The organism is Rhodococcus sp. NPDC060084 (genome assembly GCF_042730335.1).
GTDB lineage: Bacteria > Actinomycetota > Actinomycetes > Mycobacteriales > Mycobacteriaceae > Rhodococcus.
The window spans coordinates 12,312-34,506 of the sequence record NZ_JBHWWX010000030.1; the positions used below are offsets into that span (position 1 = coordinate 12,312).

The following is a 22,195-nucleotide window of genomic DNA, read 5'->3' on the forward strand; positions in this document are numbered from 1 at the left end:
CTCCGGTGACAGACAGACTCCGGTGAGACAGAGACCGGGTCGCCAGACAGGGGGAGTACCGAACGTGGGCACACCTCAGCCACCCGCCACGGAAACCACACAGACCCGGACACCCGCATGGGCGCTCGCGGCCACCGGATCGCGGGACGCGGAGTCCGCACCGCCGGTCGCCGATGTCGAACTCGGACCTACGGGACGGCCGCGCCGGTCGATACCCGAACCTGCCCCGCTCTCGTCCCACGGTCCCGCGAAGATCATCGCGATGTGCAACCAGAAGGGTGGGGTCGGCAAAACCACCTCCACCATCAACCTCGGCGCATCACTCGCCGAGTGCGGCCGCCGCGTGCTCCTCGTCGATCTCGACCCCCAAGGTGCGCTGTCGGCCGGTCTCGGTGTCGCCCACCACGACCTCGACATGACGGTGCACAACGTTCTCGTCGACCCGCGGGTCACCGCCGACGACGTCCTCGTTCACACACGTGTCGAGGACCTCGATCTTCTGCCCAGCAACATCGACCTGTCGGCCGCCGAGATCCAACTCGTCTCCGAAGTCGGACGCGAACAGGCACTCGGACGCGCTCTCTACCCTCTGCTCGACCGCTACGACTACATACTCGTCGATTGCCAGCCCTCGCTCGGGCTTCTCACCGTCAACGCGCTGGCCTGCGCCGACTCGGTGCTCATCCCGATGGAATGCGAATTCTTCAGTCTCCGCGGGCTCGCGCTGCTCAACGACACGGTCGCCAAGGTCCGGGACCGGCTCAACCCGAAACTGACGGTGGCGGGGATTCTCGTGACCATGTACGACTCGCGCACCCTGCACGGCCGCGAAGTGATGTCGCGCGTCGTCGAGGTGTTCGGGGATCTGGTCTACGACGCCGTCATCAACCGCACCGTGAAATTCCCCGAGACCAGCGTCGCGGGCGAACCGATCACGCGGTGGGCTCCAACCTCCGCCGGCGCGGAGGCCTATCGGGGCCTGGCGCGAGAAGTGATCCACCGGACCGGCCGCTGATCCGTGTACACCGCCACCCCGGACACGGCTCCTCCGAAAGCCACTCTTCCGGAGACCGTCGACCGGAATCTCACGCCGGGCGCCCCGGAAATCCCGGCTGCCCCGGACACCACGAATTCACCAGCGATCGCGGAGACCTCGGCGCCGGTCGCCGCGGAGCCGGACAGGCCCGCCGGTTTCCACCTCAGCCTCCGCAACTTCGAAGGCCCCTTCGATCTGCTGCTCAGCCTGATCTCCCAACGCCGCCTCGACGTAACCGAAGTAGCGCTCCATGAGGTCACCGACGAATTCATCTCCTACACCCGCCGGCTCGGATCCGAAATGGGTCTCGATCAGACCACGGAGTTTCTCGTCGTCGCGGCGACCCTGCTCGATCTCAAAGCGGCGCGGCTGCTTCCGTCCGGCGACGTCGACGATCCCGAAGACCTCGCCCTCCTCGAAGCCCGCGACTTGCTGTTCGCGCGGCTCCTTCAGTACCGGGCCTACAAACTCGTCGCCGAGCAGTTCGCCGCTCTCGAAAGTGCCGCCCTGCGCCGCTACCCGCGCGCGGTCTCCCTCGAAGAATGCTTCGAGAACCTGGTGCCCGACGTCGTTCTCGGCGTCGACGCCCAGCGCTTCGCGGAGATCGCGGCTGCCGCGTTCCGGCCCAAGCCGGTTCCCACGGTCGGTCTCGACCACCTGCACGTGCCGACCGTGTCGGTACCCGAGCAAGCGGCTCTGATTCTCGCGGTCCTGGAACAACGCGGCGCCGGGGTCTGGGTAGGGTTCGACGAACTGATTTCCGAGTGCGAGCACGGACTCCAGATCGTCGCCCGGTTCCTTGCGCTGCTCGAGCTCTACCGGGAACGTGCCGTCACGTTCGAGCAACCCGACCCGTTGGGACCGTTGCAGGTGGCGTGGACCGGGGAGAACGACGACGCCGCCATCGACTTCGAGGAGGACTACGGATGAGCCAGGACCACGTCGCGGATGCCGCCGGTACCGCCGACGAGCGGGCCTGGGACGCGGAACTGCTCGAGATGGCCGACGACGAACTCGTTGCCGCGCTCGAAGCGTTGCTGCTCGTGGTCGACACCCCGGCACCCACCGAACAACTCGCCGCCGCCATCGGAATCACCACCGAACGTGCGGAGACCGCACTGCGCGGCCTCGCGCACAGTCTCACCGCGCGCGGCTCCGGCATCGACCTGCGGATCGCGGGGGACGGCTGGCGCTTCTACACACGCCGCGACTTCGCACCGTACGTCGAGAAACTGCTGCAAAGTGGCGCACGCACGAAGCTCACCCGCGCGGCCCTGGAAACGCTGGCCGTCGTCGCATACCGGCAGCCGGTGACACGTAGCCGGGTCAGTGCGGTGCGCGGCGTCAATGTCGACGGCGTGATGCGCACCCTGCTCGCCCGGGATCTCATCGCCGAGGCGGGGACGGACCGCGAGACCGGCGGCACGCTCTACGTCACGACGGATCTGTTCCTGGAACGGCTCGGGCTGGCGTCGTTGCAGGATCTCCCGCCCGTCGGACCCCTGCTTCCGGACGTCGATGTGATCGATGACATCTCTGAGAGTCTCGAGTCGGACCCACGATTTGAGAGAATGGGAAAGAACGCGCGTCCCGAGACACTCTCGCCCGCGGAGTTCGATCCAGAGAATTGACAGGAATCAAGTGAATACACCCGCTCGCCGTGATGGCACACCGGACCGCAATCGTAGTAACCCCCGCGCCGCGAAGGCTCAGAATCCTCGCGCTCAGCGCTCCGACAATCGGACGGACGCTCGTCCCGATCGTCGCACCGACTCCCGCCCCGACCGCCGTACCGAAGGTCGCTCGGATTTCCGGACGGATCGTCGTACGGAGGGGCGTCCCGATCGCCGTACTGAGGGTCGTTCGGATTTCCGTTCGGATCGTCGTACGGAAGGCCGTCCCGATCGTCGTACCGAAGGTCGTTCGGATCACCGGACCGATCGTCGTACGGAGGGTCGTTCGGATTTCCGTTCGGATCGTCGTACCGAGGGTCGTTCGGATTTCCGGACGGATCGTCGTACGGAAGGCCGTCCCGATCGTCGTACCGAAGGTCGCTCGGACCATCGGACCGATCGTCGTACCGAAGGTCGGTCGGACCATCGGACCGATCGTCGTACCGAAGGTCGTCCCGAGTACCGGACGGATCGTCGTACGGAGGGCCGTCCCGATCGCCGTACCGAGGGCCGTTCGGACCACCGGACCGACCGTCGTACCGAAGGCCGTCCCGAACACCGGAACGACGCCCGTCCCGATCGTCGTACGGACTCTCGTCCCGATCGGGCTGAGGGACGTACGGACTCTCGTCCCGATCGCCGCACCGACGCTCGTCCGGATCGACGGGCAGAAACCTCGACGCCGGACGCCGGGAAGAAGCCCCACCGCAAGGGCGCCACGCTGAACAAGCGCGGCCGTCCGGCCGCGCCGAAACCGGCGGCCAAGCGGCCCGTGCCCAACCCGACGATCAGCAACGCGAAGCCCGCGCGGCACCAGCACAGCGATGCCGGCCCCACCCAGCTTCCCGCAGGTGAGGGCGTGCGCCTGCAGAAGGTGCTCGCTCAGGCCGGTGTCGCCTCACGCCGGGCCGCCGAAGAACTCATCGATGCCGGTCGCGTCGAGGTCGACGGCAAGATCGTGGTCGAACAGGGCCTTCGCGTCGACCCGGAGAACACGGTCATCCGTGTGGACGGAACGCGCGTGGTCGTGAAGAAGGACCTCGTGCATCTCGTGCTCAACAAGCCGCGCGGATGGCAGTCCACGATGTCCGACGATCTCGGCCGCCCGTGCGTCGGCGATATCGTCTCCGAACGCATCGCTGCCGGTCAGCGGCTCTTCCACGTGGGCCGGCTCGACGCGGACACCGAAGGTCTGCTGCTGCTCACCAACGACGGTGAGCTCGCTCACCGGCTCATGCACCCGTCGTTCGAGGTCACCAAGACGTACCTGGCGACCGTCAAGGGCGAGTTGCCGCGCGGCGTCGGCAAGAAGCTCAAGGAAGGCATCGAGCTGGACGACGGCCCCGCCTCGGTGGACCAGTTCGCACTGCTCGAAGTCTTCAACGGCCAGTCCCGCGTGCGTCTCGAATTGCACGAGGGCCGCAAGCACATCGTCCGCCGCCTGCTCGACGCGGTGGGTCACCCGGTGATCCGCCTGGTGCGCACCAACATCGGTGCGGTCGCGCTCGGTGATCAGCGGCCCGGCACTCTCCGTGTGCTCGGACGCAAGGAAGTCGGCGGACTGTACGAGGCGGTCGGCCTGTGACCGGCTCCGCCCCGCTCGCCGGGGAGGGCCCGCTGATCGTTGCGATGGACGGACCGTCCGGGACCGGAAAATCCACCGTGTCCAAGCGCCTGGCGAAGCACCTGAAGGCGGCATACCTCGACACCGGGGCCATGTACCGGATCGCGACCCTGCACGCGCTGCGTCGCGGCACCGATCTGACGGACCCGGCCGCCATCGCGGCGGTCACCGCAGGTCTGCCCTGGTCCATCGGCACCGATCCGGCAGTCGAGGACATCCGCCTCGACGGTGAGGACGTCCGCGAGGTCATCCGCAGCGGGGAGGTCACCGCTGCGGTGTCCGCAGTCTCCGCAGTGCCCGAGGTGCGCACGCTCCTCGTCGAGGCACAGCGGCGACTCGGACGCGCCGCGGGACGTGTCGTCGTCGAGGGACGTGACATCGGCACCGTCGTGTTCCCCGACTCGGACGTGAAGATCTATCTCACCGCCTCTCCGGAGGCCCGCGCCCACCGGCGCAACAACCAGAACATCGCCCAGGGACGCGGCGACGACTACGAGGCTGTGCTCGCGGCGGTACAACGCCGCGACCACCTCGACTCCACCCGCGCGGTCTCACCGCTGCGCGCGGCGGACGACGCGGTCGTCGTGGACACCAGCGATATGAACATCGACGAGGTGGTTGCCGCGCTGGTCGCGGTGGTCACCGAGCAGACGGGAGCGACGCTGTGAGCGACGACGTCACCACAGAATTCGCCGGAGACGGCACATGGTCGGAAGAAACCGACTGGGATATCGACCTCACCGACGGTGACGCCTTCGAAGAGTTCGTGCCGGTTCCGACCGTCGCGGTCGTCGGCCGGCCCAACGTCGGCAAATCGACTCTGGTCAACCGCATCATCGGTCGCCGCGAGGCGGTCGTCGAGGATGTGCCCGGAGTCACCCGCGACCGCGTCTCGTACGAGGCGACGTGGGCAGGGCGCCGATTCATGGTGCAGGACACCGGCGGCTGGGAGCCCGACGCCAAGGGCATGATGCAGTCCGTGGCGCAGCAGGCCGAGGTCGCGATGCGTACCGCCGACGCGATTCTCGTCGTCGTGGACGCGACGGTCGGTGCGACCAACGTCGACGAGGCTGTCGCGAAGGTGCTGCGGCGCTCGAAGACCCCGGTGCTGCTCGTCGCGAACAAGGTCGACGACGACCGCGTCGAAGCCGAAGCCGCCGCCCTGTGGTCGCTCGGGCTCGGTCAGCCCTATTCGGTGTCCGCCACCCACGGACGCGGCACGGGCGACCTGCTCGACGACCTGCTCGAGAAACTGCCCGCGACGCCGCGTGAAGGCACCGGCGGGGGAGGACCTCGCCGCGTCGCACTGGTCGGTAAGCCGAACGTCGGCAAGTCGAGCCTGCTCAACAAGCTCGCCGGCGACGAGCGTTCGGTGGTGCACGACGTAGCGGGCACCACCGTCGACCCCGTCGACTCGCTCGTCGAGCTCGGCGGCAAGCCGTGGCGGTTCGTGGACACGGCGGGCCTGCGCAAGCGTGTCACGCATGCGTCGGGCGCCGAGTTCTACGCGTCGCTGCGGACGCGCGCGGCGATCGAGGCCGCGGAGGTCGCGGTGTTGCTGATCGACGCGTCCCAGCCCATCACCGAGCAGGATCAGCGTGTCATCACGATGGTCGTGGAATCGGGCCGGGCGCTCGTGATCGCGTTCAACAAGTGGGATCTCGTCGACGAGGACCGTCGCTACGAACTCGGTCGCGAGATCGAACGCGACCTGTCGCGGGTGCCGTGGGCAGCGCGCGTCAACATCTCCGCCAAGACGGGCCGCTCGGTGCAGCGTCTCGTCCCGGCCATGGAGACGGCGCTCGAGTCGTGGGACAAGCGCATCTCCACCGGACGTCTCAACAATTGGCTCAAGGAGATCGTGGCCGCGACGCCTCCGCCGATGCGCGGTGGCCGGTTGCCGCGTGTGATGTTCGCGACGCAGGCCGCGACGCGCCCGCCGACCTTCGTGTTGTTCACCACCGGATTCCTCGAGGCCGGTTACCGCCGGTTCATCGAACGGAAGCTGCGTGAGGAGTTCAACTTCGACGGCAGCCCGGTTCGTGTCTCGGTTCGCGTCCGGGAGAAGCGTGACCGTCGCAAGTGAGCGGTCCGCGCCCATGACCCCGTGACGGTCACAGTGCCCTGACCAGGCGATTAGCGTTTCCCGCCGTCCCTGTTGTAATCTCAACGAGCGTTCGAGAGAGCGCGGGACGGGCTGTGGCGCAGCTTGGTAGCGCACTTGACTGGGGGTCAAGTGGTCGCAGGTTCAAATCCTGTCAGCCCGACCGAGGAACAGCATGTCAGAGGCGGTTTCGGAGAAATCCGAGACCGCCTCTACTGCGTTCGAGCCCTGATTCAGCGCGGATCGCTGCCGAGTGGCGCATAGTCCTCGAACGGGTCTCGTGGAGCTCCGAGAGCCCATTTCCGGCGCAACTACGTCAGTGTCCAGCGCGAAGCCAGAGCATCGCAGATGGTGCGTTGCTGAGATTCGTTCTGATGGTGCGCGAGGAGTCCTTCGATGGTGAAAATTCCGATCATCACTTCGGCGTCCACGGTGGGGGCGGCGACTCCGGCCTTCTCGAGCTCGTAGCGGAACAGACTTCCGGTGATCGCATGGAAATTCTGATGCCATTCGGCGACGGCCGGAGAGTGCTCGACGCGGGCGTGCACCGTCGTCACCAGGTGACTCATGTCCGTGAGTTGTCCGACCACCCAAAGCAACCGGGCGGCAATGGGTTCGGCGGCGACGTCCTGGTAGCGCGGCCACACGTCGGCCATGACCGCTGTGAGAACTGCGATCAAGACGTCGTCCTTGTTTCCGAAGTACCAGTAGATAGTGTTCGGGGCCACCTCGGCTTCCTTGGCGAGTCGGCTCATCGACGTGGCGTCGTAGCCATCCTCGACGAACAGCCGCCGGGCGGCCGCCACGATTTCTGCGCGCTTCTCGTCGGCGGGTTGCGGGCGCTTGTTGCGTGCCATGGCGTGGTTCCCCTCGGGCGGTCCAGGTGCCATTCCTTGATGCCGTTCACGGCGCTGCTACTTTGTGTTGAATGTCATTCAAGATACTCGCCGGGGGGACACCGTGACTCACCCATACAGCTATGTCCGACACGACGTGACATTCCTGTCCGATGGGACCCCCTGCGCCGCATGGCTGTATCGGCCCGATGGCGTCGAGAATCCGCCCGTCGTCGTGCTGGCGCACGGCTTCGCCGCGTTCCGCGAACTGCGACTGGACGCCTACGCTGCACGGTTCGCCCAAGCCGGATACGCCGCGCTGGTGTTCGACTATCGCCACTGGGGGGCCAGCGGAGGACAACCCCGCCGCATCCTCGACATCGGTCGGCAGCACGCCGACTGGCGTGCCGCCATCGCCTACGCCCGCAGTCTGCCCAACGTCGACACGACGCGCATCGTCGGGTGGGGATCCTCATTCGGCGGTGGACACGTCTTGGACCTGGCCGCCCAGGATCACGCGCTTGCTGCCGCGATCGTGCAGGTGCCCCACGTGACCGGCCCAGCCTCGGCGTTCGCGCAAGCCCCCACACTCCTCGCCCGCCTTGTCGTGGCGGCCGTGCGCGATCAGGTAGGGGCGTGGCTGGGCCGCCCGCCCCATCGGGTCAAGTCCATCGGCATACCCGGCGACCTCGCGATGATGACCTCCCCCGGTGCCTACGCCCTGGTCGAGCGAATGGCCGGTGACCAGTTCGAGAAACTACTGGCCGAGAATGATGTGGCCGCTCGTATCGCGCTCCGAGTCCCGTTCTACTCACCGGGGAGGAAGGCAGCCGACATCACTGCTCCGACGCTGGTTCAGCTCGCCACGAAGGACGACGTCACCCCGTATGCGAAGGCTCGGAAGATCGCGGGGCGCATCCCGCGGGGTGAAGTGCGGTCCTATGACTGCACGCACTTCGAACCCTATCTGGACCCGCACTTCGAGCAGATCGTGACCGATCAGATCGCTTTCCTGGATCGTCATGTCAGAGGCGCTCGGTGACGACACCGTCGACAACGGCCTTGCCCTTCCCTCGAACCGGAGGGGCTTCACGCTGACGGAGTCCCGCGCCGCCGTACCGCTCCCGGGGTTGTCCCCGTCGCCCGCTTGAACGCACGCGCGAATGCAGCCTCGGATTCGTATCCCGATCGCGCGGCGAGTTCGGACACCGTCGCGCCCCTGTGCAACGCCACGGCCGCTGTTTCCATCCGCCACCGGGCGACGTACCGCATGGGCGGTTCCCCGACGAGTTCGGTGAACCGCGCTGCGAACGCAGATCGTGACATCGATGCCTCGCGAGCCAGCCCGGCGACACTCCACGGTCCCTCCGGACTGTGGTGTACCGCTGCGAGCGCGCGGCCCACCTGCGGGTCCTGCAGCGCCCCGACCCACCCGTCCCGTGCTGCGGGGTGGGATTCGACCCAGCTCCGGATCGCGAGGATTACGAGGATGTCGGCGAACCGGGTCAGCACTGCCTCGCCACCGGGCCGCACCCGGCGCGCTTCGTCCGCCATCAGCGCAAGTATCTGCGACGCGGTTCCCCGCGCCGAGTCGATCCGCAGGACCGGTGGCAGTAAGGACACCAGTCTCCGAGCGGTCGGATGGTCGAATTCGACGATGCCGCATACGAGCACGGTGGGGTCACCGCCCCCACCGTGCCGCAGAACCGAATAGTGATCGCCGATCATCTGCTGTGGCAGCGTGTCGACGCGACCGGTGCGGCGCGCGTCCGGCTCGCTGCGGATCAGGTGGCCCGTCCCGTGGGGCACCACCGCGAATTCGCCGGGAAGCATGCGCGCCGACGGTGAGCCGGGGACATCGAGCCATGCTTCGCCCGAGACGACCAGATGGAAGCTCGAACTGTCGGCGAACGCCGGCATCTCCAGACCCCACGGCGCACTCAGCTCGGAGCGGCAGTAGAACCCCCCGCGCATCCGCAGCAGGTGCAGTGCTTCGCCGAGGGGATCCACCGGCGTCCACGGATATGTGGCGGCACCGGTCGCGTTCGTCATAGGGCCACAATCCCGCCCTTGCGACCCGTTCGTCCAGTCGCACCGGACGAACGGGCATGAAACCCGGGCTCCGGGGCATGGAGTGTCCTGAATCGGCTCCATAGCCTGGATTTTGAACACAGAACTATGGACGCGAACGAGGAGGACAACATGAAAGTACTGGTGGTCGGTGCAACAGGAGGTTCCGGGAAGGCGGCGGTGACTGCGCTGCTCCGCCGCGGTCACGACGTGACCGTGTTCGTCCGGAACGACGCGGCACTGGGAGATCTCGCCGGTCGATCGACGGTCGTCACCGGGGACGCCACCCGCCCGGAGGACGTCGATGTCGCGGTGCGCGGTCAGGACGCGGTGGTGGTCACACTCGGGATCAGTGAAAACCCCGTCCGTGTGCGGATGCGCGGACCGGCAGGGACGGCTCTCGATGTGCGCTCACGCGGCACGCGCAACATCGTGGCCGCGATGGGACGCCACGACGTTCGGCGCCTCGTCGTGCAGACCTCGTACGGCGTGGGGGACACCCGCGGGAAGCTGCCCCGGCGATATGCGCTGATGTTCCGGGCGCTGCTCGGTCCGCAGATCGCGGACACCGAGAAGCAGGACGCTCTCGTGCGGGGCAGTGACGTCCTCTGGACACTCGTGCAACCGGTCAATCTCACGGACGAGGAATCCGGTACGGCGACGACGTCCGACACGGGGGAGGTCGCCGGTTGGCACGTGGCCCGCGGTGCGGTCGGTGAGGTCCTCGCCGACGCCGTCGAGCGGCCGGACTACGCCGGAAAGACGATTGCGGTGTCGTGAGTGTGGGAAGACGGTCACGATGAGAAAGTGCCACGCCGCGGGTCTGTCACGGCGTGGCACTGCCACACCGCGACCGAGCATTTCCCGACACAGAAGGAGTTGGTGACCGTGCCCACCACACTGAATCCGTATCTCGGCTTCCGCGACACCGCGCGTCACGCGATGGAGTTCTACCGAGACGTGTTCGGAGGTGAACTGACGATCTCCACGTTCGGAGAGATGCAGGCGAGCGAGGACCCTGCCGAAAAAGACAAGGTCATGCACTCGATGCTCACCACCGCCGAAGGCTTCGTGCTCATGGGTTCCGATACCCCGGCGGCGATGGAGTACATCCCGGGGACGAACCACTCGGTCTCGCTCAGCGGCGACGACGAGGCCGAACTCCGCGGCTACTGGGACGGTTTGATCGAAGGCGGCCGAATCGACGTGCCGCTCGAGCGGGCGCCGTGGGGAGATTCCTTCGGGATGTGCACCGATCGATTCGGCGTCAACTGGATGGTCAACATCTCCGGAGCCTCCGCGTAGGAGACCGGCTACTTCGGACGGGCGTCGAGCTCGTGGACCAGGCGCGCGGGGGCGGTGACGCGGAAGGACATATCCAGCAGCTCGGCAACCTCGCCCCAGTCCACGGTGGCGCTCTCGAGGTCGAACCCGATCCAACCCGACGGACCCATGTAGGCGGGGTGGTAGGTGCGCGCGTCCTGAAGCAGCGCTTCCCGTTCGGAGGCGTCCGGCTTGAGGATGAGCGAGCGCGGGTAGCTTCGTCCGGTCTCCTTCACGGTTCCGCCGTACACCGCGAACGCCGTCTTCGTGTGGAAGAACGGACGGCCATGTGAGATCTTCTCCCCGGCGCCGGGAAACGCCAATGCCAGCTCGCGCACCCGCGCGAGCAGCGGATCGTTCTCGTCGAACATGATCGGGTGCGACATGCGGGCAGCGTACCGCCGACTTCGCGGGGGCAGCAGCGTTCCGCGGCAGGTCGAACGCTCGTCGTGTGGCCGGCGCCGGGGGACAATTGTGTCCGTTCAGCGGAGCACGGCGATCCCCTCGCGAAGGAGTGGTGTGACTCCGTCGCCGATCTTGTCGAAGCCTTCACCGACCGTCTTGCCCTGCCGGTAGCGGAAGTAGATCCCCTCGAGGATCACCGCGAGTTTGTAGTACGCCAACGCCAGGTGGAATGCCATGTCGGACACGTCGCGTCCGCCGGCCGCGTCGTAGCGGGCGAGCAGCTCATCGTCGCTCAGGAAGCCCGGCGCCTGCGAGACCGTGGAGACGGGGAACCCGGCGTCGAGCCGCGCGAGACGCTGGTAGACGAGTAGCAGCGCCACGTCGGTCAGTGGGTCGCCGAGCGTTGCCATCTCCCAGTCGAGGACCGCGGCGACCTCGTCGTGGTCGTCGACGAGGAGATTGTCGAGCCGGAAATCCCCGTGCACGATGCCTGCGGCACCGTCGCGGGGGAGTCGTGCGACGAGCAGCCGATGCAGTTCGTCGGCTTCGGGCAGGTCCCGGCTGCGGGAGTTCTCGAGCTGGGTGGTCCAGCGTCGCACCTGCCGGCCGAGGAATCCTTCCGGCCGGCCGAAATCTCCCAGTCCGACCGCGTCCGGGTCGACTGCGTGCAGGGCTGCGAGGGTGTCGATCATGCGTTCCGAGATCGACCGTGCCCGTTCGGGTCCGAGGGGGAGGAGTTGTTCGACGGTGCGGTAGGGCGTCCCCTCCACGAGGTCCATCAGATAGAAGGGCGCGCCGATCACGTCGTGGTCCTCGCACAGGTGGTGCGTCCGGGGGACAGGCACTGCCGTTCCCGCGAGGGCGGTCAGCACGCGGTGTTCGCGCGCCATATCGTGTGCTGTCGCGAGGACGTGACCGAGTGGGGGGCGGCGCAGGACGAGCCGGTGGGATCCGTCCGTCAGCTCGTAGGTGAGATTGGAACGTCCACCGCTGATGAGCCGGGCGGAGAGGGGACCGTCGAACTGCCCGAATCCCACGGTGCTCAGGTGGGCGGCGAGCTTGTCGAGGTCGAGACCTGCGGGTGCGGCTGTGTCCGTCATCCGGATCCTTTCTGTTTCGACACACTATGGCGTGCAGCGGATCTCGGTGTGGGCGAAACGACCCGTCGATCCTGGACGAAATCCGGACTCTACGGAAACGATTGATTTACCGAATCGCGAGCTACTGGACACCCCGCCTTGCCCCGACACGCTGTGCCGCGGCTGGTTCGACCCACCAACTACTGTCGTCGCATGAGCGCCCCACACCCCCTCGACCGCGACCATCTCACCGCGGCACTCGCCGCGTTCGAGTCACGCCGGTTGCCGCTCGAGGGCAGGCGCCATGCCGCGGTGGTCGTCGCCGTCCTCGACGACCGCACCGGGGAGCCCGTGATGCCGCTGACCAAACGACCCGCACGACTCCGCGCGCACCCGGGTCAGTTCGCCCTCCCGGGCGGGCGTCTCGACGACGGCGAGACCCCCGAGGACGCCGCGCTTCGCGAACTGCACGAAGAACTCGGCCTCGCCCTCGAGCCCGACGCGATCCTCGGCCGCCTCGACGACTACGTCACCCGATCGGGATATGTCATGTCGCCGTTCGTGGTCTGGTCCGGCGCCGCCATGGCCGACCTCGTCCCGAGCCCGGACGAGGTGGACATCCTCTACGCGGTCACCGCATCCGAACTCGACGTCGCGCCGCGCTTCGTCGCGATCCCCGAGTCCGACAAGCCCGTGATCCAATGGCCCTTCCGCGGACATCTCATCCACGCCCCCACGGCAGCGGTGGTGTACCAGTTCCGGGAAGTGGCACTGCACGGCCGGCACACCCGCATCGAAGGACTCGAGCAGCCAGTCTTCGCCTGGCGCTGACGCCCCGGACGGAGACCCGGGACGAATGTGGAAGGCTGTGAGAGACCGACGGTGAAGCCGAGAAAACTGCGAAGAACAAGGGATGACGCGACGATGACCGATGCGACCACGGGCGCCGGTACGGGCAGCGCCGACCGCATCCTCACCGTTCCCAACGCCCTCAGCTTTCTCCGGCTGCTCGGGGTCCCGCTGTTCCTGTATCTGGTGCTCGTCGTCCACGCCGACGCCTGGGCGCTGATCCTGCTCATCGTCAGCAGCCTGACCGACTGGGCGGACGGCAAGCTCGCCCGGTTGCTCGACCAGACCTCACGCCTCGGCGCGTTCCTGGATCCGATGGTCGATCGCCTCTACGTCGTGACCACGCTCGTCGCACTCGTCGCCCGCGACATCATGCCGTGGTGGATCGCCGCCATCCTCATCGGGCGTGAAGTCGTCCTCGCGCCCACCCTCGCCGTCTACCGACGCAGGGGACTGCCTCCGCCGGAAGTGCTCTACCTCGGTAAAGGCGCCACCTTCCTGCTGATGTTCGCGTTACCGCTCCTACTCGCAACGGTGGCGGTACCCGCATCGGAACCGATCACGGGCCCGCTCGGCTGGGCCGCGCTGATCTGGGGCACCGTGCTCTATGTGTGGACCGCAGTCCTGTATCTCGCTCAGGCCGTCACCATCGCGCGGACGGTCCCGGTGACGGGCCGGCCCGGATGAGCCGCAAGTGGGAACGCGTGCGCCGCAACCCGGTGCCGTCGCTTCTCAAATCTCTCCTCGAGGACCATCTCGACCCCGGTTACGCCGCGGCTGCCGCCGACCGGCGCGCCGGACGACGACCGACCTCGCCCGCCACCGCCCGGGTATGGCTCGTCGTGGGAGTCGTGCTCGCCGGCCTCGTACTGGGAACCGCGTACGCCCAGAACAACGCGGGAGAAGCGGGGACCGACCAGGCGCGCGCCGAGATCCTTGCGTCTCTGCGCGCGAGCGACGAGAGGAACGCCGCGCTCGTCGCGCGTCGCGACGAACTGACCCGGACGATCCAGGACCGCCGCGATGCTCTCTTCGCCGACGACACCGAAGGCGGCACCGTGCTCGACCAACTGCGCGCGGCCGAGGATGCGGCCGCGGCGCTGCCGGTCCGGGGTCCGGGACTGACGGTCACCCTCACCGATCCCGCGGCCCGCCCGAACCTGTCCGACTCGTCCCAGCAGACAGAAGGCCGCCCGACCGCCGCGGTCTTCGACCGGGATCTGCAGGCAGTGGTCAACGCACTGTGGGCCGCGGGTGCCGAGGCCGTGTCGGTCGGCGGGGTTCGTGTGGGTCCGGGCGTGACCGTCCGTCAGGCCGGGGGAGCGATGCTCGTGGACAACCAGCCGGTCTTCTCTCCGTACGAAGTCTCGGCGGTGGGGTCTCCGGGCCGGCTGCAGACCTCGTTCGTCGTGAGCGATGCCTACCTGAGGATTGCGGGGATCGCGCAACTCTACGGGGTAGGTTTCACCCTTGCCGACGAGGACGAACTCGAACTCCCGGCCGCGCCGGCGCGAAAAATCGGATCAGCAGGGGAAGTGGGGAATCGGTGAATCGGGTCAATCATGCTCAGGCGCTGTATGCGGCGCTGGCGCTCGCGATCGGGATCGCAGCCGGCATCGTGTTCAGCCCCCAGGTTCCCGACATCGTGCAGCCGTACCTGCCCATCGCGGTGGTTGCCGCCCTCGACACGGTGTTCGGCGGTCTCCGCGCGTACCTCGATGACATCTTCGACGCGAAGGTGTTCGTGGTGTCGTTCGTGTTCAACGTCCTCGTCGCCGCACTCATCGTGTGGCTCGGCGATCAGCTCGGCGTCGGCACGCAGCTCTCCACCGCGGTCATCGTGGTTCTGGGTATCCGGATCTTCGGCAACGCCTCGGCGCTGCGCCGCAGATTGTTCGGTGCGTGACCCATGTCCGACGACACACGCGGCGGCGAACACGAACCACGCGGCGGTCCCGAACGGGACGGCCCCCAACCGGACGCCGTCGAACCGGCTCGGGACTCGGATGGCCGGGACTCGGCGGCGGCGAAGCCGGGGCCCAAGCGGACCGCGCCGGTCTTCGCAGTACTCGCCGCACTCCTCGTCTTCCTGCTCGGCACGGCGATTGCCACACAGGTGAGGAACACCGGTACGGGCGACACCCTCGATTCGGCGCGCCCGGCGGATCTTCTGGTCCTGCTCGACAACCTCAATCGAAGAGAGGCCGCGCTGCGGCAGGAGATCACGGCACTCGAGCGCACACTCTCGAGTCTCGAGCGGGACGGCTCGGACGCCGCTCTTGCCGAGGCACGCGAGCGGCTCGACGACCTGTCGATCCAGCTCGGCACTGCTCCGGCGACCGGCCCGGGAGTCGTTCTCACGGTGAACGATCCGCGAGGTGGCGTCGGTGCCGAGGTCGTGCTCGACATGATCCAGGAACTGCGCGCGGCGGGTGCCGACACGATGCAGATCGCCGGTGCGGGCGGCGAGACCGTACGGATCGGGGTGGATTCGTGGGTGACGGGCTCGCCGGGCGCGATCACGGTCGACGACACGCCGCTCCGTGCGCCCTATACGGTCACCGCCATCGGTGACGGACCGACCCTCGCGGCAGCACTGAACATCCCGGGAGGTGTCGTCGACGCCGTGGCCCGAGCGGGCGGCAGCCTCACCGTGGAACAGTTTCCGCAGGTCGACGTGCCCGCCTTGCGGGAGATCAAGCCGCGCCAATACTCTCAGCCCGGATAGTGAATCCGACGTTCGCCCGGAACGTCGCCCCCGAAAGGATCTACCTTGAGTGAGTTCGAAACCCCCGGCGAGTTGCGCTACACGGCGGAGCACGAATGGGTGCAGAGGACCGGAGCGACAACCGCGCGGATCGGGATCACGGACTACGCACAGTCTCAACTCGGCGACGTCGTCTTCGTGCAGTTGCCCGAGCCGGGTGCCGACGTGACCGGAGGCGACTCCTTCGGTGAGGTCGAATCGACCAAGAGCGTCTCGGATGTGTACGCGCCCTTCAGCGCGAAGGTCACCACGGTCAACACCGACCTGGAGACCAACCCGGAACTGGTCAACAGCGCTCCCTACGGAGCCGGATGGCTGGTCGAGGTGGAGGTGGACACCGAAGGTGACCTCGACGGCGCCCTCGGAAAAACGATGGATGCGGACGGCTACCGCGGCATCACGGAAAGCTGACGGACCCGGCATGTAACGTGGCCGCGACTACCTGCACCAGTGCCCCCGCACAGGGTACGGTCAGATATGGCGTGTGCCGTGTCGATTTGATCGGGGCGAACGACTCAACGATCGCCCGGGAGTTCCCGGGCGATCGAACGGATAAGGAGAAACGGTGAGCGAGAACGGCAACGCGGGCTACGAGGAGACTCCTGCGGAGACGACTTCGGTGTTTCGCGCCGACTTCCTGAACGAAGTGGAAAGCGCCGGGGCCGGAACGGCTACGACCGACGCGCCCGTCTCAGGTGTCGAAGGGCTCCCTGCCGGATCAGCGCTGCTCGTCGTCAAGCGTGGACCCAATGCGGGTTCGCGCTTTCTGCTGGACCAGCCGACGACGTCGGCGGGACGGCATCCCGACAGCGACATCTTCCTCGACGATGTGACCGTCAGCCGCCGGCACGCCGAGTTCCGTCAGGACGAGGGCGACTTCCAGGTGGTCGACGTCGGAAGCCTCAACGGCACCTACGTCAACCGGGAACCGGTCGACTCCGCGGTACTCGCCAACGGCGACGAGGTTCAGATCGGCAAGTTCCGGTTGGTGTTCCTGACCGGTCCTCGCGGTTCGCAGGGCGCGAGTAGCTGATGACCGCAGCCCACCAGTCGGCGCCGGCCGGCATGTCGATCGGGTCCGTGCTCGATCGATTGCGGCCCGAGTTCCCGGATGTCACGATCTCGAAGATCAGATTTCTCGAGGCCGAGGGGCTGATCAGCCCGGAGCGCACTCCGTCGGGCTATCGCCGGTTCTCCATCGCGGACTGCGAACGGCTGCGCTATGTGCTCACCGCACAACGGGATCAGTACCTTCCGTTGAAGGTGATCAAGGAACAGCTCGAGGCGATCGACCGTGGTGCTGCGACGGTGGGATCGGTCGAGACCCGGCCCAAGCGGCCGCGGCCGCTGGCAGTTGCCCGCGGTGAGGTCTCGCCGGAGGATCTGCGCACCGACCGGGAGATCCGCGTCAGCCGCGACGACCTGTGCGAGCGGGCCGGTGTGGATGTCGCTTTCCTGACCGAACTGGTGGGGGCGGGCCTGGTCACGCCGGGACCCGCCGGATTTTTCGACGACGACGCGGTGCTGCTCGCGCGCACCGCGAAGGCAATGGCCGAGTTCGGCCTCGAGGTACGGCATCTGCGCGCATTCAAGCTCGCCGCCGACCGCGAGGCCGGACTCGTCGCCCAGATCGCGGGTCCTGTCGCGAAGGGGCGCGATGCCGGGGCCCGGCAGAGAGCCGAAGAGATGGTGCGCGAACTCGCCGCACTGTCGTTGACGCTCCACACCTGCCTGGTGAAGGCCGCCGTCCAGGGCGCCCTCGACCGCTGATCGCTCCGGGCTGCGCCGGCCGGCACCTGACGGATGTTCGGGAGCGCACTAGAATTCAGGCAATATCGATTCGGGTGGTACGCCACTGACGAGCAGCGGGACGGAGGCGCCGCGATGAGCGAGATGCGAGTGGTGGGGATCCGAGTAGAACAACCCCAGAACCAGCCTGTCCTACTGCTCCGCGAGGTCGACGGGGAGCGGTACCTGCCCATCTGGATCGGCCAGAACGAAGCGACCGCGATCGCGCTCGAGCAGCAAGGTGTGGAACCCGCCCGCCCCCTCACGCACGACCTGATCAAGAATCTCCTGGACGCATTCGGTCACGCACTCCTGGAAGTCCGCATCGTCGACCTCCAGGAAGGCACTTTCTTTGCCGATCTTGTTTTCGACGGCGACATGCGCGTGTCGTGCCGTCCGTCCGATGCCGTCGCTGTAGCCTTGCGCATCGGTGCGCCGGTCTTCGTCGACGAAGCTGTGCTCACCGAAGCAGGACTGGTCATGCCGGACGAGCGTGAAGACGAGGTCGAGAAGTTCAAGGAATTCCTCGACAACATCTCTCCGGACGACTTCAAGGCGACGGACGGCTGAGCGGTCGTTCGTCGACCGGCGACGGACGCGTTGCCGCTTCGAGCAGCAGCACAGTCCGACGCGAGTAGTGTCGAACGTTGCCTTTCCGGTGGGCGTGTTGCTGCCCCGCGCCCCACGCCGGAGCGTACGCTGGGTAAATCCGAATATGGGTTACTTGGTGAGCCTGAGAGCGCTCGACGATTGGATGTGGTGGGGGATCCGCCAGTCGGTCGTTGCGAGGTACAACAGGGCGCGCGAGAGGAAGTCACACAGTGCGAGATCGGCCGCAGGGACAGCATTCCACCGTTGACGCCGGCGACCGCGCGAGTTCGTCACCCACACCGCACGACGACGAGATCCAGCCCGGGCTGTTCCCCGACGATTCGGTGCCCGACGAGCTTGTCGGCTACCGGGTGCCCATCGCGTGCCAGATCGCGGGAATCAGCTACCGCCAACTCGATTACTGGGCCCGCACCAACCTCGTGGTCCCGTCGATCCGGGGCGCGGCAGGATCGGGAAGCCAGCGGCTCTACTCGTTCAAGGACATCCTGGTTCTCAAGATCGTCAAGCGACTCCTCGACACCGGTGTCTCGCTCCAGAACATCCGCGTCGCCGTCGATCACCTGCGCAGTCGCGGGGTCCGCGACCTCGCCAGGATCACGCTGTTCTCCGACGGCACCACCGTGTACGAATGCACGTCGCCCGAGGAGGTCGTCGATCTTCTCCAAGGCGGGCAGGGCGTGTTCGGAATCGCGGTCAGCGGCGCAATGCGCGAACTGACCGGAAGCATCGCCGACTTCCCCGCCGAGCGTGCCGACGGAGGCGACGTCGAAGAGCGGCCGGAAGACGAATTGGCGTCCCGGCGCCGCAGTCGCATCAACCGCCGAATCGGCTAGACGAAGATCACCCGCGAGGGTGGTGCGGCGGCGTCGACGGAAGACCGTCGTGTTCTAGACTTGGGCTCGCGTCGCCGTCGTGCGGGAGAGTTCCGGACCTGATCCGGGCGCCGAAGGAGCAGCACCTCCCCGTCAATCTCTCAGGCATACAGGACCGTGCGAGCTACGACGTCTCTGGAAAGCGGTGGGAGCACCCACCCGCCCACGGGGAAACGCCCTCCACGGGCCGAATCTCTCAGGCGCTCGCACCGCGAGCTCACGACAGAGGGGGAGGAAACGCCCCGTGCGCCCACGCGCGGTGGTGGACCTCTCCGATCAGCCTGGGAGCTGCGATGTCAGAAGATGTCACCTCGAACTTCGCCGACCGTCACATCGGTCCCGACACCGCGGGCCTGCGCCGCATCCTCGAGGTGATCGGCGTCGACTCGCTCGACGCACTCGCCGCGCGGGCCGTTCCGGCGACTATTCTCGACGAGCGCGACGGTGCCGTCTCCGACGGGCTCGACGTCCTCGACGCTCCGAAGTCCGAACACGAGGTTCTCGCCGAGCTGACTGCTCTCGCCCGGAAGAACACCGTCGCGACCTCGATGATCGGGCAGGGTTACTACGACACGCTCACGCCGCCGGTACTGCTCCGCAACATCATCGAGAACCCCGCCTGGTACACCGCGTACACGCCGTACCAGCCCGAAATCAGCCAGGGCCGCCTCGAAGCCCTGCTGAACTTCCAGACCATGGTCGCGGACCTGACCGGCATGGAGGTCGCGAACTCGTCGATGCTCGACGAGGCCACCGCAGCAGCCGAGGCCATGACACTGCTACGCCGCGCGAACCGCAAGTCGAAGAGCAACCGGATCGCGGTCGACACCGATCTGTTCCCGCAGACCGCCGCCGTCCTCGCGACCCGCGCAGAACCCCTCGGCATCGAAATCGTCACGGCGAACCTCGTCGACGACGGCCTTCCCGAGGGCGACTTCTTCGGGATCATCCTGCAGGTACCCGGAGCGTCGGGACGGGTGTACGACGTCACCCCGATCATCGACGCCGCCCACGCACGCGGCGCGCTCGTCGCGGTGGGCGCCGACCTGCTGGCACTGACCTTGATCACCCCTCCCGGAGAACAGGGCGCCGACGCGTGCTTCGGCACGACACAGCGTTTCGGTGTCCCGATGGGATTCGGTGGTCCGCACGCGGGCTACCTCGCGGTGAAGGCGTCCGATACACGCACACTGCCGGGGCGGCTCGTCGGCCTGTCGGTCGACGCCGACGGCGACCCCGCCTACCGCCTCGCATTGCAGACCCGCGAGCAGCACATCCGGCGTGAAAAGGCGACGAGCAACATCTGCACCGCGCAGGTGCTGCTGGCCGTGCTGGCCGCGATGTACGCGTCGTACCACGGTGCCGAGGGACTGACGGCGATCGCGCGCCGTGTCGCCGGGCACGCGGATCACTTCGCGTCGGCGCTGCGTGAGGGTGGCGTGGAGGTCGTGCACGAGTCCTTCTTCGACACCGTGCTGGCCCGGGTCCCGGGCCGGGCCGACGAGGTGATCGGTGCCGCAGCAGCGGCAGGTATCAATCTCTACCGCGTGGACGCCGACCATGTTTCGGTGTCCTGCGACGAAGCCACGACGCCGGCGCACATCACCGCGGTGCTGGAGGCGTTCGGTGTCGCCGAAGGGCACTCGGGATCGGGTGGGGGCGCGTCGCTCGCCGCGCCGGCGCGGACGAGCGCCTTCCTGCAGCACGAGGCGTTCACGCGCTACCGCACCGAGACCGCGATGATGCGGTACCTGCGGCGTCTGTCCGACAAGGATCTCGCGCTCGACCGCACGATGATTCCGCTCGGCTCGTGCACGATGAAGCTCAACGCCGCTGCCGAGATGGAAGCGATCACCTGGCCCGAGTTCGCGGGCTTGCACCCGTTCGCACCGGCCGAGCAGACCGCCGGCATCCGGAGTCTCATCGCGGACCTCGAGGGATGGCTGGCGGCGGTGACCGGGTACGACGCGGTCAGTCTGCAGCCGAATGCGGGCAGCCAGGGCGAATACGCAGGGCTGCTCGCGATTCGCCGGTACCACCTCGACCGGGGCGACGACCGGCGCGACACGTGCTTGATCCCGTCCAGTGCCCACGGCACCAATGCCGCATCGGCAGTGATGGCCGGGATGCGCGTGGAGGTCGTGGCGTGCCGGCCGAACGGCGACGTCGACCTCGACGACCTGCGTGCCAAGATCGCCGACCATGCGGAGCGTCTCGCGGCGATCATGATCACGTACCCGTCGACGCACGGCGTGTACGAGGAGGACATCGCCGAGATCTGCGGGGCAGTGCACGACGCCGGTGGGCAGGTGTACATCGACGGCGCGAACCTCAACGCGCTGGTCGGGCTCGCGCGGCCGGGCAAGTTCGGTGGCGACGTCAGTCATCTCAATCTGCACAAGACGTTCTGCATCCCGCACGGCGGCGGTGGGCCGGGTGTCGGACCCATCGGAGTGCGCGCCCACCTGGCGCACTACCTCCCCGGACACCCGGCCGAACCGGGCCTCGGCGGTGGCGGACCGGTGTCGGCGGCGCCCTTCGGCTCGGCGTCGATCCTGCCGATCACCTGGACGTACATCAAGCTGATGGGGGCGGAGGGCCTGCGGAAGGCGTCGCTCACCGCGATCGCCTCGGCGAACTACATCGCCCGTCGTCTCGACGAGTACTTCCCGGTGCTGTACACCGGCGAGAACGGCATGGTGGCCCACGAGTGCATCCTCGACCTGCGCGGCATCACCAAGGCCACCGGCGTGACGGTCGACGATGTGGCGAAGCGACTGGCCGATTACGGGTTCCATGCGCCGACGATGAGCTTCCCGGTGGCAGGCACGTTGATGGTCGAGCCCACCGAAAGCGAGGACATCGCCGAACTCGATGCGTTCATCGACGCGATGATCTCGATTCGCCACGAGATCGACCGGGTCGGGGCAGGGGAGTGGCCCGCCGACGACAACCCGCTGCGCGGTGCTCCGCACACGGCTGAATGCCTGGTGGGAGAGTGGGACCACCCGTACTCGCGCCGGACCGCGGTGTTCCCGATGGGGAAGGCCCGCGCGAAGGTGTGGCCGGCGGTCCGGCGTATCGACGGTGCGCACGGTGACCGGAATCTGGTGTGCTCGTGCCCGCCGCTGGAGGCGTACAGCAACTGATCTGTCCG

General features: G+C 67.4%; 23 protein-coding genes, 1 tRNA gene, 1 pseudogene and 1 riboswitch. Of the genes and pseudogenes, 21 read left to right on the forward strand and 4 right to left on the reverse strand.

All coding sequences use genetic code 11. The features are described 5' to 3' along the window. Window positions 1-64: 64 nt before the first annotated feature. The 7 genes and pseudogenes from ACFWBU_RS15350 to ACFWBU_RS15380 all read left to right on the forward strand — a co-directional run bounded on the left by ACFWBU_RS15350 (window position 65) and on the right by ACFWBU_RS15380 (window position 6,600). Window positions 65-1,015 carry a ParA family protein gene (locus ACFWBU_RS15350; RefSeq protein WP_378528663.1) on the forward strand — a complete coding sequence of 317 codons (951 nt, stop codon included), beginning with the start codon at window positions 65-67 and terminating at the stop codon, window positions 1,013-1,015. A 126-nt stretch (window positions 1,016-1,141) separates the two neighbouring features. Further along, window positions 1,142-1,966: a segregation/condensation protein A gene (locus ACFWBU_RS15355; protein WP_346765214.1), complete on the forward strand. Its 825-nt coding sequence runs from the start codon at window positions 1,142-1,144 to the stop codon at window positions 1,964-1,966. Next, a complete protein-coding gene (gene scpB, locus ACFWBU_RS15360; protein WP_378528664.1) occupies window positions 1,963-2,667 on the forward strand; it encodes an SMC-Scp complex subunit ScpB in 705 nt (234 codons plus the stop codon). The genes ACFWBU_RS15355 and scpB overlap by 4 nt, the downstream gene beginning before the upstream one ends. A gap of 613 nt (window positions 2,668-3,280) precedes the next feature. Then, window positions 3,281-4,294 (forward strand): annotated as a pseudogene (locus ACFWBU_RS15365) (pseudouridine synthase); the annotation flags it as partial. Window positions 4,295-4,338: 44 nt separating this feature from the next. After that, the gene (gene cmk, locus ACFWBU_RS15370; protein WP_169622385.1) at window positions 4,339-5,001 is read left to right on the forward strand and encodes a (d)CMP kinase; all 663 of its coding nucleotides are present in this window, start codon (window positions 4,339-4,341) and stop codon (window positions 4,999-5,001) included. Then, entirely contained in the window at window positions 4,998-6,419 is a 1,422-nt protein-coding gene (gene der / locus ACFWBU_RS15375; RefSeq protein ID WP_169622354.1) for a ribosome biogenesis GTPase Der, read from the forward strand. The genes cmk and der overlap by 4 nt, the downstream gene beginning before the upstream one ends. 107 nt (window positions 6,420-6,526) lie before the next feature. Beyond that, window positions 6,527-6,600: transfer RNA gene (locus ACFWBU_RS15380), tRNA-Pro, on the forward strand. 148 nt (window positions 6,601-6,748) lie between these two features. Here the strand turns inward: ACFWBU_RS15380 and ACFWBU_RS15385 are convergent. Next, window positions 6,749-7,294 (reverse strand): TetR/AcrR family transcriptional regulator, encoded by a 546-nt coding sequence (locus ACFWBU_RS15385; RefSeq protein ID WP_169622353.1) that lies wholly within the window; start codon window positions 7,292-7,294, stop codon window positions 6,749-6,751. Window positions 7,295-7,397: 103 nt separating this feature from the next. On the opposite strand from ACFWBU_RS15385, the gene ACFWBU_RS15390 reads away from it, so the two are divergent. Next, complete coding sequence (locus tag ACFWBU_RS15390; protein WP_169653172.1) at window positions 7,398-8,315, forward strand: alpha/beta hydrolase; 918 nt, start codon at window positions 7,398-7,400, stop codon at window positions 8,313-8,315. Window positions 8,316-8,362: 47 nt separating this feature from the next. On the opposite strand, the gene ACFWBU_RS15395 is transcribed toward ACFWBU_RS15390, so the two are convergent. Then, window positions 8,363-9,325 carry an AraC family transcriptional regulator gene (locus ACFWBU_RS15395; protein WP_378528666.1) on the reverse strand — a complete coding sequence of 321 codons (963 nt, stop codon included), beginning with the start codon at window positions 9,323-9,325 and terminating at the stop codon, window positions 8,363-8,365. A gap of 150 nt (window positions 9,326-9,475) precedes the next feature. On the opposite strand from ACFWBU_RS15395, the gene ACFWBU_RS15400 reads away from it, so the two are divergent. Both ACFWBU_RS15400 and ACFWBU_RS15405 read left to right on the forward strand, forming a co-directional pair. Next, a complete protein-coding gene (locus ACFWBU_RS15400; protein WP_169622350.1) occupies window positions 9,476-10,123 on the forward strand; it encodes an NAD(P)-dependent oxidoreductase in 648 nt (215 codons plus the stop codon). A gap of 108 nt (window positions 10,124-10,231) precedes the next feature. After that, window positions 10,232-10,648 (forward strand): VOC family protein, encoded by a 417-nt coding sequence (locus ACFWBU_RS15405; RefSeq protein ID WP_169622349.1) that lies wholly within the window; start codon window positions 10,232-10,234, stop codon window positions 10,646-10,648. 8 nt (window positions 10,649-10,656) lie between these two features. Here ACFWBU_RS15405 and ACFWBU_RS15410 read toward each other — a convergent pair whose 3' ends face one another. Together ACFWBU_RS15410 and ACFWBU_RS15415 are read right to left on the reverse strand one after the other, a co-directional pair. Beyond that, complete coding sequence (locus ACFWBU_RS15410) at window positions 10,657-11,052, reverse strand: MmcQ/YjbR family DNA-binding protein (protein WP_169622348.1); 396 nt, start codon at window positions 11,050-11,052, stop codon at window positions 10,657-10,659. 96 nt (window positions 11,053-11,148) lie between these two features. Continuing rightward, on the reverse strand, window positions 11,149-12,171 hold the full coding sequence (locus tag ACFWBU_RS15415; protein ID WP_169653171.1) for a phosphotransferase family protein: 1,023 nt from the start codon (window positions 12,169-12,171) through the stop codon (window positions 11,149-11,151). 192 nt (window positions 12,172-12,363) lie between these two features. Between ACFWBU_RS15415 and ACFWBU_RS15420 the strand changes: the two genes are divergently transcribed. From ACFWBU_RS15420 to gcvP, 11 genes are all read left to right on the forward strand, one after another. Beyond that, on the forward strand, window positions 12,364-12,981 hold the full coding sequence (locus tag ACFWBU_RS15420) for a CoA pyrophosphatase (RefSeq protein WP_169653170.1): 618 nt from the start codon (window positions 12,364-12,366) through the stop codon (window positions 12,979-12,981). A gap of 93 nt (window positions 12,982-13,074) precedes the next feature. Further along, entirely contained in the window at window positions 13,075-13,686 is a 612-nt protein-coding gene (locus ACFWBU_RS15425; protein WP_169622345.1) for a CDP-alcohol phosphatidyltransferase family protein, read from the forward strand. Then, window positions 13,683-14,549: a DUF881 domain-containing protein gene (locus tag ACFWBU_RS15430; protein ID WP_169622344.1), complete on the forward strand. Its 867-nt coding sequence runs from the start codon at window positions 13,683-13,685 to the stop codon at window positions 14,547-14,549. The genes ACFWBU_RS15425 and ACFWBU_RS15430 overlap by 4 nt, the downstream gene beginning before the upstream one ends. Further along, complete coding sequence (locus ACFWBU_RS15435; RefSeq protein ID WP_072698117.1) at window positions 14,546-14,905, forward strand: small basic family protein; 360 nt, start codon at window positions 14,546-14,548, stop codon at window positions 14,903-14,905. The genes ACFWBU_RS15430 and ACFWBU_RS15435 overlap by 4 nt, the downstream gene beginning before the upstream one ends. A 3-nt stretch (window positions 14,906-14,908) precedes the next feature. Further along, window positions 14,909-15,727, forward strand: coding sequence for a DUF881 domain-containing protein (locus tag ACFWBU_RS15440; RefSeq protein WP_378528667.1), 819 nt, complete (start codon window positions 14,909-14,911; stop codon window positions 15,725-15,727). Window positions 15,728-15,772: 45 nt separating this feature from the next. Beyond that, complete coding sequence (gene gcvH, locus ACFWBU_RS15445) at window positions 15,773-16,177, forward strand: glycine cleavage system protein GcvH (RefSeq protein ID WP_072698118.1); 405 nt, start codon at window positions 15,773-15,775, stop codon at window positions 16,175-16,177. Window positions 16,178-16,331: 154 nt separating this feature from the next. Continuing rightward, window positions 16,332-16,799 carry a glycogen accumulation regulator GarA gene (gene garA, locus ACFWBU_RS15450; protein WP_169622341.1) on the forward strand — a complete coding sequence of 156 codons (468 nt, stop codon included), beginning with the start codon at window positions 16,332-16,334 and terminating at the stop codon, window positions 16,797-16,799. Next, on the forward strand, window positions 16,799-17,536 hold the full coding sequence (locus ACFWBU_RS15455) for a MerR family transcriptional regulator (RefSeq protein ID WP_072698120.1): 738 nt from the start codon (window positions 16,799-16,801) through the stop codon (window positions 17,534-17,536). Before garA ends, ACFWBU_RS15455 begins: the two co-directional genes overlap by 1 nt. 114 nt (window positions 17,537-17,650) lie before the next feature. Then, window positions 17,651-18,124, forward strand: coding sequence for a bifunctional nuclease family protein (locus tag ACFWBU_RS15460; RefSeq protein ID WP_072698776.1), 474 nt, complete (start codon window positions 17,651-17,653; stop codon window positions 18,122-18,124). A 251-nt stretch (window positions 18,125-18,375) separates the two neighbouring features. Next, entirely contained in the window at window positions 18,376-18,999 is a 624-nt protein-coding gene (locus ACFWBU_RS15465; RefSeq protein WP_169622340.1) for a MerR family transcriptional regulator, read from the forward strand. Window positions 19,000-19,071: 72 nt separating this feature from the next. After that, window positions 19,072-19,166: riboswitch (glycine riboswitch) on the forward strand. A 165-nt stretch (window positions 19,167-19,331) separates the two neighbouring features. After that, complete coding sequence (gene gcvP, locus ACFWBU_RS15470; protein ID WP_378528668.1) at window positions 19,332-22,187, forward strand: aminomethyl-transferring glycine dehydrogenase; 2,856 nt, start codon at window positions 19,332-19,334, stop codon at window positions 22,185-22,187. Window positions 22,188-22,195 lie beyond the last annotated feature (8 nt).